Annotated in this window: 6 protein-coding genes; 4 read left to right on the top strand and 2 right to left on the bottom strand. The window is 64.1% G+C overall.

The features are described from left to right. Window positions 1-9: 9 nt before the first annotated feature. Both VFZ66_25040 and VFZ66_25035 read left to right on the top strand, forming a co-directional pair. Window positions 10-3,048, top strand: coding sequence for a beta-ketoacyl synthase N-terminal-like domain-containing protein (locus VFZ66_25040; protein ID HEX6292476.1), 3,039 nt, complete (start codon window positions 10-12; stop codon window positions 3,046-3,048). Window positions 3,049-3,209: 161 nt separating this feature from the next. Next, window positions 3,210-8,981: a MupA/Atu3671 family FMN-dependent luciferase-like monooxygenase gene (locus VFZ66_25035; protein HEX6292475.1), complete on the top strand. Its 5,772-nt coding sequence runs from the start codon at window positions 3,210-3,212 to the stop codon at window positions 8,979-8,981. A 41-nt stretch (window positions 8,982-9,022) separates the two neighbouring features. Here VFZ66_25035 and VFZ66_25030 read toward each other — a convergent pair whose 3' ends face one another. Continuing rightward, window positions 9,023-11,593 carry a lantibiotic dehydratase gene (locus tag VFZ66_25030; GenBank protein HEX6292474.1) on the bottom strand — a complete coding sequence of 857 codons (2,571 nt, stop codon included), beginning with the start codon at window positions 11,591-11,593 and terminating at the stop codon, window positions 9,023-9,025. 371 nt (window positions 11,594-11,964) lie between these two features. Further along, a complete protein-coding gene (locus VFZ66_25025) occupies window positions 11,965-12,360 on the bottom strand; it encodes a response regulator transcription factor (GenBank protein ID HEX6292473.1) in 396 nt (131 codons plus the stop codon). Window positions 12,361-12,933: 573 nt separating this feature from the next. Here VFZ66_25025 and uvrC point away from each other — a divergent pair. Then, window positions 12,934-14,928 (top strand): excinuclease ABC subunit UvrC, encoded by a 1,995-nt coding sequence (gene uvrC, locus VFZ66_25020; GenBank protein ID HEX6292472.1) that lies wholly within the window; start codon window positions 12,934-12,936, stop codon window positions 14,926-14,928. A 240-nt stretch (window positions 14,929-15,168) separates the two neighbouring features. Next, window positions 15,169-17,016 (top strand): hypothetical protein (locus VFZ66_25015; protein ID HEX6292471.1); only part of this gene is annotated, 1,848 nt, incomplete at its 3' end.

Below are 17,016 nucleotides of genomic sequence, written 5' to 3'. Positions count from 1 at the left end.
GGATACGAGATGGAGTCCGAGAATACCTTTAGCCCCGACATCGCGATCATCAGCATGAGCGGGCGCTTCCCCGGATCGCCGAGCGTCGAGGCATACTGGCAACAGATCCGCGATGGAGTCGATCTGATCGCCCGCTTCTCCGAGCAGGAGCTTGCCGACGCAGGCGTTAGCGACGCGCTGCTGCACCATCCGCGCTATGTCAGAGCGCACGGATCGCTGGACGACATCGATCGCTTCGATGCTCATTTCTTCGGCTACCTGCCGCGCGAGGCCGAGATCTTAGATCCTCAGCAGCGGCTCTTTTTGGAGTGTGCCTGGGAGGCGATCGAGCGCGCGGGCTACAACACCGAGACGTTCGACGGTCGCATCGGGGTGTATGCGGGAGCGAGCATGAGCAGCTACATGCTGCTGCTGTACGCCAATCCACACGTGATGGAGGCGCTTGGGAGCTTCCAGGCGCTGCTCGGCAACGACAAGGATTTTCTGGCGACGCGCGTGGCCTATAAGCTCAACCTGCGCGGACCTGCGCTGAGCGTGCAGACCGCGTGCTCGACCTCGCTGGTGGCCGTGCATCTGGCCTGTCAGGGTCTGCTCAACGGCGAGTGCGACATCGCGCTGGCCGGTGGCGTCTCGATCGGTATTCACCAGAAATCCGGCTACCTGTACCAGGAGGGCGGCATCCACTCGCCTGACGGCTACTGCCGGGCCTTCGACGCCAGCGCTGGCGGAACCGTCGGCGGCAGCGGAGTCGGTGTGGTGGTCTTGAAGCGGCTCGACGACGCGCTGGCCGACGGTGATCCGGTCCATGCGGTGATTCGCGGCTTCGCGATCAACAACGACGGCGCGCTCAAGGTCGGCTACACCGCGCCCAGTGTAGACGGTCAGGCCGAGGTGATTCGTGATGCCCTGGCGCTGGCGCAGGTCGATGCGGAGACGATCGGCTATGTCGAGACGCACGGCACCGCCACGCCGCTGGGCGATCCGATCGAAGTGGCCGCGCTGACCAAGGTCTTTCGCGAAAGCACCGACGCAGCCACCTTCTGCGCGCTTGGCTCGGTCAAGACTAACATTGGACACCTCGACGCGGCGGCGGGCGTCGCGGGCCTGATCAAAGCGGTGATGGCGCTCAAGCACGGCCAGATTCCGCCGAGCTTACATTTCGAGCAGCCCAACCCGCAGATCGATTTCACGGGTAGCCCCTTCTACGTCAGCACGCACCTTGCCGACTGGCCGCGCGGCGATACGCCCCGTCGCGCTGGTGTGAGCTCGTTCGGCATCGGCGGCACCAACGCGCACGTTGTGCTTGAGGAAGCGCCGCCGCTCGCACCGCCCGATGATCCGTCGCGCTCCTGGCACGTGCTGCCGCTCTCCGCCAGAACCTCGACGGCGCTTGCCGCCGTGACCGAACATCTGGCCGAATATCTGCGTCAGCATCCTGAGGTGCAGCTCGCCGATGTCGCCTACACATTGCAGCTTGGACGGCGCGCCTTCGAGCATCGCCAGACGCTCGTCGCCAGTGATGTGCAGGATGCGCTCTCGGCGCTCTCAGCGCCCGGATCGAATCGGGTTTTGCGAGGTGCGACCGCGCTTCAGGAGCGGCCCGTCGTTTTCATGTTTCCGGGGCAGGGCGCGCAATACCTGCGGATGGCCCAGGACATCTACCGCCACGAGCCGATCTTTCGCGAGCATCTCGACCGCTGCGCCACGCTCTTTGCTCGGCACCTGGGTCTGGATCTGCGCGACGTGCTTTATCCCACTTCGTCAGCACACACGCCCGACGATCTGCTGAGCCAGACCTGGATCACACAGCCAGCGCTGTTTGCGGTCGAGTACGCGCTGGCGCAGCTCTGGATCTCGTGGGGCGTCAAGCCTGTCGCGATGATCGGCCACAGCCTGGGCGAGTATGTCGCCGCCTGTCTGGCCGATGTGTTCGCGCTCGAAGACGCGATTGCGCTGGTCGCCGCGCGCGGACGGCTCATGCATCAATGCTCCGGCGGCGGGATGCTCAGCGTCTCGCTGGCGGCGGAAGCGCTGCTGCCGCTGCTCAACGATCGCCTGTCGCTCGCGGCGATCAACGGGCCAGCGCTCTGTGTTGCCGCCGGGTCGGCCACCGAGATCGATCGGCTTGAGCAGCGTTTGGCGGCGCAGGATGTGCGCTGCCGACGTCTGCCGAGCGCCTACGCCTTCCACTCGGCGCACATGGACTCGATCGTGGATGTGTTCGTGGAGCGCGTGCGATCGGTGACGCTCCGCCCGCCGACTATTCCGTTCGTCTCCAACGTCACCGGAACCTGGGCTACTGCCAGCGATGTGATGAACCCGCGCTACTGGGCAAGCCAGCTCCGCCAGACGGTACGCTTCGCCGACGGCGTGGCGACGCTGATCGAGAATCCTCACCGGGTGCTGCTTGAGGTTGGGCCGGGCCGCACGCTGATCAGCCTGGCTCGGCCTCAGACCGACGCAGCGCCGGGGCCGGTCCTGCTCTCATCGCTGCGCCATCCCCAGGAGGATCAGCCAGACGAGGTCTTTCTGCTGGCGACTTTAGGCCGCCTGTGGCTGGCTGGCGTGCCGGTTGATTGGGCAGCGCTGTATGCCGAGCGTCGCCAGCGCTTGCAACTGCCGACCTATCCGTTCGAGCGTCAGCGCTACTGGGTAGAGCCGCAGGCGCTGGGTATTGCGCCGCCGTCATCCGATAGGGCCGCTCCGCCAGCGGCTCAAGCCACGCCCGCGCCGACCTACCTGCGGCCTGATCTGCCGAATGAGTATGTCGCACCGCGCAGCGAGCTAGAGCAGAAGATCGCGCTGATCTGGCAGGAAAGCCTGGGCATCGGGCCGATCGGCGTGTACGATAACTTCTTCGAGCTTGGCGGCCACTCGCTGATCGCGACCGAGCTCATCTTTCGGGTCCGCGAGCTTTTTCCGGTTGAGCTGCCGCTGCACAGCCTGTTCGAGACGCCGACGATCGCCGGGCTGGCTGAGCTGCTGGAGGCCAAGCTGATCGAGAAGATTGCAACCCTGTCGGATGAGGAGATTCGGCTGCTGATGTAGCCGGTCATGAGTCTTGAGTTCTGAGTTCAACGTTCTTCGTTCGTTCTTGGTTCTCTGCTCTCGCTTGGTTCTCTTGTTCCTTTGTGCGCCGGGCGCCATGCCCAAAGGGCACCCGCATGGCACCCGGTTCTTTGTTCTCCGTCAGGCAAGGAAGCTATATCATGTCACTGCTGGATGATCTGATGCGACGCAAGGCCGATCTTTCACCGGCCCAGCGAGCGCTGCTCGAAAAGTGGAAGCGCGGCGAGTCCGCGCCGCCAGCCGAGCCGCAGGCGATACCACGACGGGCGAATGCCACAGCGCCGCTCTCGTTCAGTCAGCAGCGGCTGTGGTTTCTTGACAAGCTGGCTCCCGGCAGCTCCGCCTACACGATCCCGATTGCCCTGCGGCTGACCGGCCCGCTCGATACGGCGGCGCTACAGCGCGCGCTCGACGCGATCGTTGCGCGGCACGAGATTCTGCGCACGACCTTTCACGACACCGACGAGCAGCCGGTGCAGGTCGTCGCGCCCAGCCAGAGCCTCCCGCTTGCGCTGATCGATCTGTCGCACGAGTCGCAGCCCGAAATGCTGGCGCAACAGCTACTCTCGGCGGAGTCGCAGCGTCCGTTCGATCTGGCCGAGGGGCCGCTCGTCCGCGCCACGCTGGTACGGCTGGGGCCGCAGGACTCTATCGCGCTGCTGTCGCTGCATCACATCGTCTGCGATGGATGGTCAAAGGGCGTGCTGATCCATGAGCTGGCCGTGTTGTATGGCGCTTTCGCTCACGGCAGCGGCGTTGCCCTGCCCGATCTGCCGATCCAGTACGCCGATTATGCCGCCTGGCAGCGCCAATGGCTTCAGGGCGCGGTGCTTGACGATCAGCTCGCCTACTGGAAGCACCAGTTGAGCGATCTGCCGACACTGGACCTGCCCTCCGATCATCCACGACCGGCGATCCAGACCTTTCGCGGCGCTCAGCACGCGCTGATGTATCCGCAGGCGCTCGCCAGCGCGCTGGCTCGGCTGAGCCAGCACGAAGGCGCTACTCTCTTTATGGTGCTGCTGGCGGCGTTTCAGGCGCTCCTCCATCGCTACACCGGCCAGACTGATATTGTCGTCGGCTCGCCCGTGGCCGGACGGACGCGCCCTGAGACTCAGGTGCTCGTCGGGCCGTTTATCAACACGCTGGTGCTGCGCACCGATTGTTCGGGCAATCCGAGCTTTCGCGAGCTGCTAGGCCGTGTGCGGACGATCTGCTCAGGAGCCTATGCCCATCAGGACCTGCCCTTCGAGAAGCTGGTCGAAGAGCTACAGCCCGATCGCGACCTGAGCGGCAATCCGCTGTTCCATGTGATGCTCAACGTCCAGAACGCGCCGATCCCCGATCAGCAGTTCGACGGCTTGACGCTCCAGCCGCTCGACCTTCAGACCGGCGCGGCGCAGCTTGATCTCACGCTGTTCCTGGTCAACACCGAGAACGGACTGGTCGGCTTTCTGGAGTACAACACCGATCTCTTTGAATCGGAGACGATCGCGCGGCTGACCGAGCGCTATGAGCTGATTCTGGAAAGCGTGGTCGACAACCCGGATCGGCGGCTGGCGGATCTGCCGCTGCTGACCGCTGCCGAGCGTGATCGCATGCTCATCGACTGGAACGCGACAGCCGCCGCATCCGACGATGCTTGCATCCACACGCTGTTCGAGCGGCAGGCCGCGCAGACGCCCGCTGGCATCGCCCTGACCGCTGGCGACGAATCGCTGTCCTACGCGGAGCTGAACGAGCGCGCGAACCAGCTTGCGCATTATCTGCGCGGCCTCGGCGTGGGGCCGGAGATCTGCGTCGGTCTGTGTGTCGAGCGCTCGGCAGCGCTGGTTGTGGCGATGCTCGGTATTCTGAAAGCGGGCGGCGCGTATCTGCCGCTGGACCCCACGTATCCGCCTGAGCGGCTGGCCTTGATGCTTCAGGACTCGCAGGCCAAGGTGTTGATCACCCGGCGACGGCAGAGCGCATGGCTGGCACGCGCCGCATCCAGCGTCAGGACGGTGTATCTGGATGCGGAGTGGCCGGTGATCGGTCGCGAGAGAGAGACAGATCTGGCTGCCGGAGCGACGCCCGACAATATAGCCTACCTGATCTACACATCAGGCTCGACCGGACAGCCGAAGGGCGTGGTGGTCAGTCACCGTAACGTCGTCAACTTCTTTACTGGCATGGACCGGCAGCTCGGCCACGATCCAGGTGTCTGGCTGGCTGTCACCAGTGCCTCCTTTGACATCTCCGTGCTTGAGCTGCTGTGGACCCTGACGCGCGGGTTTCAGGTGGTGATCCATGCGGAGCAGGCGCGCCCGATCCGCAGCGCGCAGCGTCCGATCGCCTTCAGCCTGTTCTACTTCGCCGGGGATGCCGGGAGCGACGCCAGCGATCGGTATCGTCTGCTGCTTGAGGGCGCGCGCTTCGCCGATCAAGCTGGCTTCAGCGCCGTCTGGACGCCGGAGCGCCATTTTCATCCCTTCGGCGGCCTGTACCCGAATCCATCCGTCGTCAGCGCCGCGCTCGCCGCCGTCACGCAGCGCATTCAGATCCGGGCCGGAAGCATCGTCCTGCCGCTCCATCAGCCGATTCGGGTCGCCGAGGAGTGGTCGGTAGTCGATAATCTTTCACACGGGCGGGTCGGCCTCTCGTTCGCCTCCGGCTGGCACGCCGACGATTTTGTGCTCGCGCCCGATCGCTATGCGGAGCGCAAATCGGTGATGATGCAGGCGATCGAGACGGTGCGGGCGCTGTGGCGCGGCGAGCCTGTCACCGCAAGCGGCGGCACCGGCAACGAGGTCAAGGTGACGATCTTTCCACCGCCGATCCAGCGCGATCTGCCAGTCTGGCTGACGGCGGCTGGCAATCCCGAAACGTTTCGGATGGCTGGTGAGGTCGGCGCGAGCCTGCTGACACACCTGCTGGGCCAGAATCTCGATGAGCTGGCGACGAAGATCGCGGTCTACCGCCAGGCGTGGCGCGATCATGGACATCCGGGCGACGGCTACGTGACCCTGATGCTGCATACCTTTGTCGGCGAGGATCTGGAACAGGTGCGCGAGACGGTGCGGCGACCGTTTATCAACTACCTGCGCAGCTCGCTGGATCTGATCGGTAATCTGGCGCGCAGCCTGGGCCAGGACATCACCGCCGCCAATTTCAGCGAGTCGGACATGGAGGCGCTGCTGGCTCACGCCTTCGATCGATATTTCGGCGCGAGCGGCCTCATGGGCACGCCCGACACGTGCCTGGAGATGATCGGGCAGCTTACCGAGATAGGCGTGGATGAGGTGGCGTGCCTGATCGACTTTGGGATCGACCCCGACGTCGTGCTTGATAGTCTTGAGTTGCTGAATGTCGTGCGCGAGCGCAGCCAGCAGCTTAGCGTGCCAGCCGTCGCGTCGATGCCGCTGCCGGACACGCTGGCCCTGCATGAGGTGTCGCATCTGCAATGCACGCCGTCGCTGGCGCGGATACTGGCGCAAGAGCCGGACACACTCGCGGCCATGCGCTCGCTGCGGGCGCTGCTGCTCGGCGGCGAGGCGCTGCCGCCTGATCTTGCGCGGCAGTTGCGCGACGCGCTTCCAGCTACAATCATGAATATGTACGGCCCCACCGAGACGACGATCTGGTCAGCGACGCATCGCGTGGAGCAGATCGCCGAGACGGTGCCGATCGGTCGTCCGATCGCCAACACCCAGATTTTCCTGCTGGATCGCTACCGCAACCCGGTTCCGGCGGGCGTGCCCGGCGAGCTGTACATCGGCGGCGCAGGCGTGGCGCGCGGCTACCTTAAGCGGCCCGATCTGACTGCCGAGCGCTTCGTGCCCAACCCCTTCGGCGATACTCGTGGCACCCGGCTCTACCGCACCGGCGATCTCGCGCGCTACCGGCCCGATGGCACGATTGAGTTTCTTGGCCGCGTGGATCATCAGGTCAAGCTGCGCGGCTTCCGGATCGAGCTGGGCGAGATCGAGTCGACGCTCCGGCAGCACCAGGCCGTGCGCGAGGCGATCGTGCTGCTCCGCGACGAGCGGCTGGTCGCGTATATTGTTGAGAACCAAGAACGGGCGCCCGGCATGGGCACCCGGCATGGGCACCCGGTACACAAAGAACAAAGGGAGCCTGGGCAGGTGCCCTCTGGACTTGGTGAGGGCCTGCACTCAGAGCTCCGAACCTATCTCAAAGAGCGGCTGCCGGAGTACATGGTGCCGAGCGCGTTCGTCTTCCTCGACGCGCTGCCGCTGACGCCCAACGGCAAGCTCGATCGCACCGCGCTGCCCGATCCTGGGCGAGATCGACTCGCTGCGCAGCGAGCCTTTGTCGCGCCGCGCACCTCAGCCGAGCAGCTCCTCGCTGGCCTCTGGAAAGAGATTCTGCGGCTGGAACGAGTCGGAGTCCACGATAACTTTTTCGAGCTTGGCGGCGACTCGATCCTGAGCTTGCAGGTCATCTCGCGGGCCACGCGCGCCGGGCTGCGCCTGACGCTGACCCAGCTCTTCCAGCACCAGACGATCGCGTCGCTGGCAGCGGCGATGCAGGCCAGTCCCGCGCATGTCGCCGAGCAAGCGCCGCTGGCTGGACCGGTGCCGCTGCTGCCGTTCCAGCACTGGCTGCTGGAGCAAGATCTGGCCGATGCGCATCACTGGAATCAAACCGTGCTGTTCGAGGTCTTCCAGAAGCCAACGCCTGAGCTACTGCGCGAGGTGGTCGGTCATCTGATGCTGCACCATGATGCCCTGCGGCTGCGCTTCATCCGCGATGGCAACGGCTGGCGGCAGATCTGCGCAGAGCCGGATGTGCCGGTGCCGTTCGACTGGATCGATCTGTCGATCACGCCGGAGGAGTCGCGGATCGCGGCGCTTGAGGCCACCGCAGCCCAGCTCCAGGCCAGCCTCAACCTCTCCGAGGGGCCGCTCCTGCGTGTCGCCTATATCGACCTTGGCGCGGATCGGTCGGGCAGGCTGCTGATCATCATTCACCACCTAGTCACCGATGGCGTCTCGTGGCGCATCGTGCTTGAGGATTTTCAGACGGTCTATCACCAGTTGAGCCAGGGAGAGCCGGTCCAGCTGCCGCTCAAGACAAGCTCGCTCAGGGAGTGGGCCGAGCGCCTGACGGCCTATGCGCGCTCCGGCGCGCTCAACGATGAGCTGAGCTACTGGCTCGACGAAGCTCGCACGCGGGTCGTCGGCCTGCCGGTGGATCATCCGCAGGGAGTGCGCACAAGCACGGTCGCCTCGTCGCATACCGAGCGCACGTGGTTCGACGGCGACGCCACCCGCGCGCTGCTCCAGGTCGTGCCCGCGACCTATCAGGTCCAGATCAACGACATTCTGATGACAGCCCTGGCCTGGGCATTCAAGGAGTGGACCGGGTCGCCAACGCTGCTGACCGAGATGGAGGGTCATGGTCGTGAGGCGCTGTTCGAGGATCTTGATCCATCGCGCACGGTCGGCTGGCTGGCGTCGCTCTTCCCGATTGTGCTGGATCTCGGAGCGGCGACGACGCCGGTCGCGGCCCTGCACGCGGTCAAAGCACAGCTCAGCTCGATCCCGCAGCGCGGCATTGGCTACGGCCTGCTGCGCTATCTTGGCGACGAAACCATCGCCAGGCGGCTCTGTGCGCTGCCCCAGGCCGAGGTGCGCTTTAACTATCTGGGGCAGTTCGATCAGGTATTGGCGGATGACGCGCCCTTCGGACCTGCGCGCGAGTGGGTCGGATTCGTGCGCAGCCCGCACGGCAACCGGCGCTATCTGCTTGAGATCGACGGCAGCATCGTCGGGGGGCGCTTACAGCTTGGGTGGACCTACAGCCGCGAGCTGCACCACGACGCGACGATTGCGCGCCTATCAGCGTATTTTGCCGACGCGCTGCTGGCGCTGGTCGCCAGTTGCCCATCGCAAGAGCAACGCCCGTGATTGTCGGAGGCTACCAGCGCGGCTTCAGGATTGGAGCTGCGCTAGCAGCGCTGATCGACCGCAACGATCCGCAGCTCGCTCGTATAAGCCTGACCATCCGCATCGGGCAGCCAGGTCTGATCGAGCGCGGGACACATCTCGGTGATCGTCAGGAGCGACTCCGCCGCGTCCTGCTCGGCCATCCGGCGCGCGGTTTTCGCCAGAATATTGACCAGGATCGGGCTGTCGAAATCAACATAAAACGGCTTGCGCTCGATCGGCGACTTCACAAACACCTGGCGCGGCAGGCCATTTTCTCGCGCCCAGCGCCGAGCTCCAAGGAAGCGACCGGCCTCGCTTTTATCGTTGGCAAACGGCAGCGCCCTGGGAGCCACGCGCCACGTCTCGCGGCTCACCACCAGGCGATCGATCGTTACGCGGGGCGTGTGGCTGTGCGCACCAAAGATCTTGAAGCCGTCCACAATATCCATCATCATGATCTCAGAGAAGAACTCGACGATATCGAACTGGTGACGACCGTCGCGGGTGCGAACCACGAGCCGGGTTCCGTGCTTCACCACGATCAGCCCGCCGATCGTCAGCAGGCGGGGATGGTTGTGTCCGGCTGCATCGAAGGTGAACGCCAGCCGGAAATCGCGGTCGGTGATAAACTCCGACCGTGTACGCGAGGTGATTTCCGGCCAGTTGCGCGGCGCGATCGGCACCACCTGCGGATCGGGAAGATCGCACTCAAGCGCGGCCAGCAGCTCGCCCGGCGCCGGGTGCTGATTGACGAACAGCGATCCGCGCAGCGTGTTCGCCGCAAGGTGCAGCTCGCCCATCACGAGCTGGTAATCCCCCTGGCGAATTGCCTCCGGGCTGGAGGACGCGATCATCACATCCGGGCTATGATAGCGGGCGCTCTGCCAGCCGGGAGCGGGCGCTGCAAATGCCTGCGCGACACGTGGCCCTAGCTCGTCGCTGGTATAGGCCACCTGGCGCTGGCCTTCAGGGATCGCCAGCACATCCGCCCAGCGCTCCTGAAACATACGCATGACGGCCAGAGCAAGATGTGGCTGCTCGTTGTGCAGGCGGCTCTGGGCCTGCTGCCAGAAGGCGACCATCTCAACTTCTGGCGAGCCTGTCTGGCGCGCAAGGTCGTTATAGATCTCGTCGAGCGCCACGCGGTAGAGCGCCCCAGTCTGGTACGTGTACCAGCGGGCGCTCGCCAGCAGCAGCGAGAGCGCAGGACCTAGCTCATCCAACAGCGACGGCCCCAGCTCGATCTCAATATCACGCTGGCAATCCTCATAGACCAGCGTTCGTCCGGCATACGTGGCACCTGCCTTGCGCGTTGCCTGCGCATCGGTCAGGCGCGTAAAAGCCCGCTCCAGCGCGTCCAATGCCTGATCCAGATCTTCAGCGCTGCCGGTTGCCCGCACAACCTCGTCCCGTAGCTGCTCAAGCTCATCGAGCGGAGCAAGCGCGGACCTGCGCAGACGAGGCTCGTCGATCCGCTCAAGCAGCCGCCGCAGCGCTCGCTCAGGATGCCCCGCGAACGGAACCTCAAGCGTCCAGGTGATCACGCCCAGGTTGCGCAACTGATCGAGCAGCTTATACACCTCCGCCTCGCCGCCCAGCTCAGCCGCGATCGTTTGCGCGGTTCGCGCGCCGGTGCAAGCCGCCAGCACCGCCGCCTGGGCCGCCGACACACGGAGCGGTCGCTTGGCGGGCCAGTACAGCGTCGTTCCGCACAGGTCGAAGAACGGCAGCCGCCGGGGAGCGAACCACGGGCGTAACACGCTGGTTTTCGCCAGCGCGGCTGCCACTCCGTCGACGGCCCACTGCTCAAAGTAGACGTTTCGCACACGCAGGAGCGACGGGCCGGGCCGCACCCTGATCGCCTCGTCGCACGGCGTGAATCGCGCCCAGCCCACGGGTCCAAAAAACCCGATGGTGTCATTCTTGACACAATACCGCTGAAGGTAGTTCGCTACCATCTCTTCGTGCTGACGACGCTGGGAGCCGCGCCCCGCTCTCTGAGAAGCGGTCTGAAGCGACGCGATACCGGTATGCAAGGCCCGCCGATTTTGCCACACCAGCGCCTCACGAAAGCGGTCGTCGCCAGCAATGTCGCTGATCGCCTGAGAGATCGACTGGATGGCTGTTTCAAACGCCAGCGCAAACGCTGCGCGAGCCGTCTCCGCCCGTGCGCGCGCAGCCTGGAGCGCAGCCAACGCCTCGGCCACGGCGGGCGGGACCGGTGTTTGCTGCGGAAGGTCGCCCTTCTTGAGGCCGCGCAGGAGCTTGAGGAGCGGCGCTCGTCGATCCGGATCGTCCCAGCCCTGGGAAGCACGCAGATCATCCAGCGCCGCGTTGACCGCGCCCAATGCCAGCGCTAATGCCTGCTCTGCCTCCGCCTCGGCATCAATCGTCTCATCGGCTGTGCGCGCGCAAGCGGCGTCGGCGAGCTTAAGCACGCTGTTTGCCGGAAATCCAGCGCCGCGTAGTCCTGCCCAACGCCAGACGGCCCACTGCTCTCCGGGCAGCCGGGCGAGGTGCGGCGGTAGGCGCTCTGGCTCTAGGGTCGGGGCATGCTTGTCGTTGGTCTGCTCTTCGGGTCGTGGGATCATCTGGAAATAGCAACCTTGCGGATAACGTTTGGCAAACGACGATGGCTACTTGGGATGTTCAGCACGTTGGACAGCCGAGCAATCGATGGTACAGATCATTGGCCTGGCTGTGGAGTAACGGCGGTATTATAAGCGTGCGTCAGACGTACGTCAATCGCAGGGTGCTGTGTTTCGATCTCCCGCGGAGATTCGCTCCGCTCTGAGCGTGTCCGAGCCTCTTAAACCCTGGCGCTCGCTCCAACGAGCCATAGCCTGAGCGAGCATGATGCCAGCGTGGCGCAGCCGCACCGCACGAGCTGCCAACATCCTGGTTCGGCAGAAACGATCCGGCTGCGCCACCCCAGGCTCGCCAGGACTACCGTTGGAGGTCCTCATCCTGGCTGGCGACCGCGAGCATCTGATCGCCCGTCGATCGCTGCCTGAATCGCTGCCACGAGCATCTCCGTGCGCGCAGTCTTCAGCAGATAGCCTGAGGCCCCAGCGCGCACGCCTTCCAGCACATAGCCGTCCTGATCAACCGAGGTAAACAGGATAATCTGAACATCGGGATAGGCCGCCCGTATCTGCCTCGTAGCCGCAACGCCATCAAGAATGGGCATGTACAGATCCATCAGCACGACATCGGGACGGACCTGCGCTACCACGTCGAGCGCCTCCATGCCATCCCCTGCCTCGCCGACCACCACTATCTCTGAGTGCATCGAGAGCAGGCGGTGGGTGATTCGCCGGAAAGCCGGTTGATCGTCGACAAGCACGATACGGATCATCTCATCCCTCACACGACAGTCGGACGCGGTGGAGCGGCAGCCTGCTGAGAAGCGTCGATGCTCGCTCGAACCGATCTCGTGACCTACTGGTTCGGCGCGTGGTCGATTTGGTGTAACAGTCATTCGGGATGCCTCGCGAGAGCCTTGCATTCTTTCCAAAGGGCCTGGATGATTTCCTTGCGTAGGGAAATCCCAACGTAGTCCTAGTACATCATGGCCGCCCTCGTCTGTGGGATCGGTTTCCGATACAAAAAGCGATCTGTTTTAAGGACAGCGGTTCGGCCCACGCCATCCAAAGACCCTAGCCGCACGTACGACGCTCGCCACCTTCAAGATCGAACCTGCGAGCGTCCCGCGCATGCAGCGCCAGATCCCGCGCTCCGAGATACAGCATTCAGCAGCCGTGGCGAGCATCATGCATCATCGGCTGGAGCGGCACGTGGCGCGTCCGCGCACATTGCTTGATGATGCACCGGGGCAGGGGTACAATAAAACGAGCCATGACCTCACAGGACGCGCGACGATGGCCTTTGCGCGTGAGTGCGCGCCCTTGCAAATGAGTGAACAGGTAGCATGCCAGATCTAACCTACACAGCGATCGAAGATCCGTCCGCCTTTGAAGAGCGCCTGAAGAACGTGCCGCTCTCGCCGGGCGTGTATCTCTGGAAAGACACCGGCGGCAAGATCTTGTACGTCGGCAAATCGAAGGTGCTGCGCGACCGGATGCGCTCCTATTTTGGCGCGCCGCGCGGCCTGAGCGGCAAGACGCGGCGGCTTGTCTCGCAGATCGCCGATTTCGACTATATCCTGACATCGAGCGAGCTTGAGGCGCTGGTGCTGGAGATGAACCTGATCAAGCAGCACCGGCCCAAGTACAACGTGCTGCTCAAGGACGATAAAAGCTATCCCTACATTAAGATCACGCTGCAAGAAAGCTGGCCGCGCATCTTCACCACGCGCAAGGTTGTGGACGACGGCGCGCGCTATTTCGGCCCCTTCGCCTCGGCAGGCTCGGTGCGCGCCACGCTCAAGCTGCTGAATAAGCTCTTTAGCTTTCGCCCGCCCTACGACTGTTCGGACGTGAAGTTCGATCGGCACCGCAAGCTGGGCAAGCCCTGCATGTACTACGACATTCGGCGCTGCCTGGGGCCGTGCGTGCCCGGTCTGACCTCGAATGAGGAGTATCGCAAGGCGATCGGCGATGTGTGTCTGTTCCTGGAGGGCAAGTCCGAGCAGATCGTGCGCGACCTGCGGCGCAAGATGGTTGCCGCCGCCGAGGCGCTGGAGTTTGAGCGCGCCGCGTATGTCCGCGATCAGATCGAGGCGCTGGAAAAAGTGCTGGAGCGCCAGAAGGTCTTGAAAACTGCGGCGACCGACCAGGATGTGATCGCGTTCGCCCGTGAGAACGGCTCGGCGGTCGTGCAGGTCTTTTTTGTGCGCGGCGGAAAGCTGATCGGCGCGGAGCCGTTCACGCTTGAAGGAGCAGAGGATACCGACAATCAAGAGCTGCTCACGCAATTTCTGACCCAGTTCTACGACTCGGCGGCGTCGATTCCGTCCGATATTCTGCTGGCCGAGCATCCCGAAGAGGCCGAGATCATCGAGCGCTGGCTGGAGCACAAGGGCGGCCATCGCGTCTCGCTGAGCGTGCCGCGCCGGGGCGAGAAACGCCAGCTTCTCGATCTCGCCGCCAAGAACGCCGCCCAGAAGCTCGAAGAGGTTCGGCTGAAGTGGCTCAACTCTTCCCAGCGGACGATCGGCGCGCTGACGGAGCTGCGCGATGTGCTCGATCTCGCGGGGCTGCCCCGGCGCATCGAGTGCTACGATATTTCCAATACCCAGGGCACCAACTCCGTCGGCTCGATGGTGGTCTTCGAGAACGGCGAGGCCAGAAAAAGCGAGTACCGCCGCTTCAAGATTAAGACCATCGCGGGCGCCAACGATGTGGCGTCGCTGCAAGAGGTGCTGCGTCGACGCTTTCGGCGCGCGCAGCAGGCGCAGGGCGAGCTGGTGGAGATCAATAGCGCGACCGATCCCGATCAGCCGCCGCCCGACCTCGCGGACGCTCCCGATCCGTCCGATCGCGGCCCGACCAGCGCCGACGGCCAGGAGATCGACGAGCGCTGGGCGGAAATGCCCGATCTGCTGATCATCGACGGCGGCAAGGCGCAGGTCAACGCCGTGAAAGCGGTGCTCGACGAGCTTGGCTTCGGCCACGTTCCGCTGGTCGGCGCGACCAAAGGCCCCAACCGCGACCGCTTCGATCTGCAACTGCCGCACGCGCCCCGGCCCATCGAGCTGCCGCGCACATCGCCCGCGCTGTATCTGGTGCAGCAGATCGACGAGGAGGCGCACCGCTTCGCGATCACCTATCACCGCAAGCTGCGCGACAAAAACACCTTCGTCTCGCCGCTGATCGACATTCCGGGGATCGGCCCCAAGCGCAAGCAGGCACTGCTCAAGCATTTCGGGTCGCTGGACGCGATCCGCCAGGCGTCGGTCGACGAGCTTGCCGCTGTGCCGGGCATGACGCGCAAAGCCGCCGAGGAGCTGAAGCAACTGCTGTAGAACCGAGCGCAGCGCGGGTGCCCTTTGGGCCTGGGTGCCACCGTTATTTCTTCACTTCAACATGTGTCGTTGTATGGCGAACAAACAACAAGCAAACCAAGAACAACCGACTATTGATACGCAGCGATGCTCCCTGCTCGCTGTTCTTTGTTCTAGCTCGCTGCTTGCCACATGCTACGCATCCTCGTACAATACATCTCCCATGATACGGAAAGAGGCCGAATGTTATCGATGCAAACTGTGCGTCCAGCTATAGCGCTCTTCACGCTGCTGCTGGTTGGGATGCTCGTGCTGGCAGGTTGCCAGGGCGTCACGCCGATCCCGGCAGCGCCCGTCGCCGAGGCTCCCACCTCGTCAGCCGAGCCGTCGGCAGCCGCTACCAGCGCTCCTGAGCCGTCGGCGACGGAGCAGCCAGACCAAACCGCCGCGCCCACGCGCTCCCCCGCCGAATCCACCCCCACCTCTGATCCGAGCACGCCAGCGCCAGCAGCAACCACGCAGCCGGTGACAGATCCGGGCATGGCGACGATTGCCTCGCTCGGCGAAAACCTGATGCCGCATCGCGATCCGATCGAGCTGGCGTTTCAGTTCGGGCGGACCAAGACGAAAGATCGGGTGGCGCGTGTCGAGCCGCGCAATCTCAAGGTCGGCGATGAGGAGGTCTTCAACGTCACCAACGTGGCGACCGATCGCAACTATACGATCACGGCGACGCTGGTGCTGATCCTCGATCATGTGCTGGTCTATGTCGAGAACGGCGTCGAGCTTGACCTGCGGGCGCTCGAACGGTCGGCGCGTCAGTTCAACGACGAGATCTACCCGCGCAACCGCGAACTCTTCGGCTCGGAGTGGTCGCCTGGGGTGGACGGCGATCCGCGTCTGACGATCCTGAATGCGCGCATCCAGGGCGCGGGCGGCTACTTCTCCGGCAGCGACGAGGTGCCCAATGACGTCAATCGCTTCTCGAACGAGCGCGAAATGTTCTATATCAACACCGACGATCGCATTCCCGGCACCGATTCCTACGGCGATGTGCTGGCGCACGAGTTTCAGCATATGATCCAGTGGAACGAGTCGAAGCGTCCGACGACCTGGATGAACGAGGGGCTGGCGCAGTTGGCCGAGGAGCTGAACGGCTTTGAGGAGTCGGTGATCAATGTCACACCGGCCTACCTTGTCGCCCCCGACCTTCAGCTCACCGCATGGGCGGACAATCCCCAGGAGGCGATCCCGCACTACGGCGCGTCGTATCTCTTTCTGACCTACTTCTACGAGCAGTACGGCAAGGATCTCGATCTGAAACAGTTGATCCGCGATGGCGCGGGCGAGCGACTGGAGCTGTTTGCCGAAACCGCGCGCAAGCTCAATCCTGAGATCAAGGACTTTGGCGATCTGTACGCCGATTGGTCGATCGCGAATCTGGTCAACAGCCAGCGCTACGGCAAAGGCCGCTATACCTACAAGCAGCTCGCCGAAACCGTCAGGCCCCAGCCGCTGCCCAACAACGACGAGGCCGAGAGCGTCTCGCAGTTCGGCAGCGACTTCTACGAGGTCCCCGAAGCCGACGAAGAGCGCGTTTTGCGCTTCGATGGAAGTGATACAATTGGGGTGGTCGAAGCGCAGCCGGAAGGCAGCGCGATGTGGTGGAGCAACCGGGGCGATAGCGGGCATAGCACGCTGACGCGCACCCTGGATCTGCGCAACGTCTCCAGCGCAACGCTTCAGTTCCGGCTCTGGTTCGACATCGAGGCGGACTACGATTACGGCTTCGTCTCAGTCTCGGCTGACGGCGGCGAAACCTTCACCACGCTCCAGGGACGCCACACCACCACGGAAGATCCGCAGGGCGCGAACTGGGGCAACGGCTACACCGGCACCACCGGAGAGAGCGATGTCGCGGAGTGGGTTGACGAGCAGATCGATCTGACGCCCTACGCCGGAAAAGAGGTCGTGCTGCGCTTCTCGCTGATCACCGACGATGCCTTCACGAAGCCGGGCATGGTCATCGACAACATTCGCGTGCCGGAGATTAACTTCAGCGACGATGCCGAGCGCGACGGCGCGGGCTGGAACGCCGCCGGATTTGCC

This window comes from Herpetosiphonaceae bacterium (genome assembly GCA_036374795.1).
In the GTDB taxonomy this organism is placed as follows: domain Bacteria; phylum Chloroflexota; class Chloroflexia; order Chloroflexales; family Kallotenuaceae; genus LB3-1.
Note: the sequence above shows the minus strand (reverse complement) of the source record. Positions and strands in the feature narration are given on the sequence as shown.

Coding starts and splice junctions, on each gene's coding strand:
- VFZ66_25040 (HEX6292476.1), top strand. CDS start 10: ATGGAGTCCGAGAATACCTTTAGCCCCGACATCGCGATCATCAGCATG.
- VFZ66_25035 (HEX6292475.1), top strand. CDS start 3,210: ATGTCACTGCTGGATGATCTGATGCGACGCAAGGCCGATCTTTCACCG.
- VFZ66_25030 (HEX6292474.1), bottom strand. CDS start 11,593: ATGATCCCACGACCCGAAGAGCAGACCAACGACAAGCATGCCCCGACC.
- VFZ66_25025 (HEX6292473.1), bottom strand. CDS start 12,360: ATGATCCGTATCGTGCTTGTCGACGATCAACCGGCTTTCCGGCGAATC.
- uvrC (HEX6292472.1), top strand. CDS start 12,934: ATGCCAGATCTAACCTACACAGCGATCGAAGATCCGTCCGCCTTTGAA.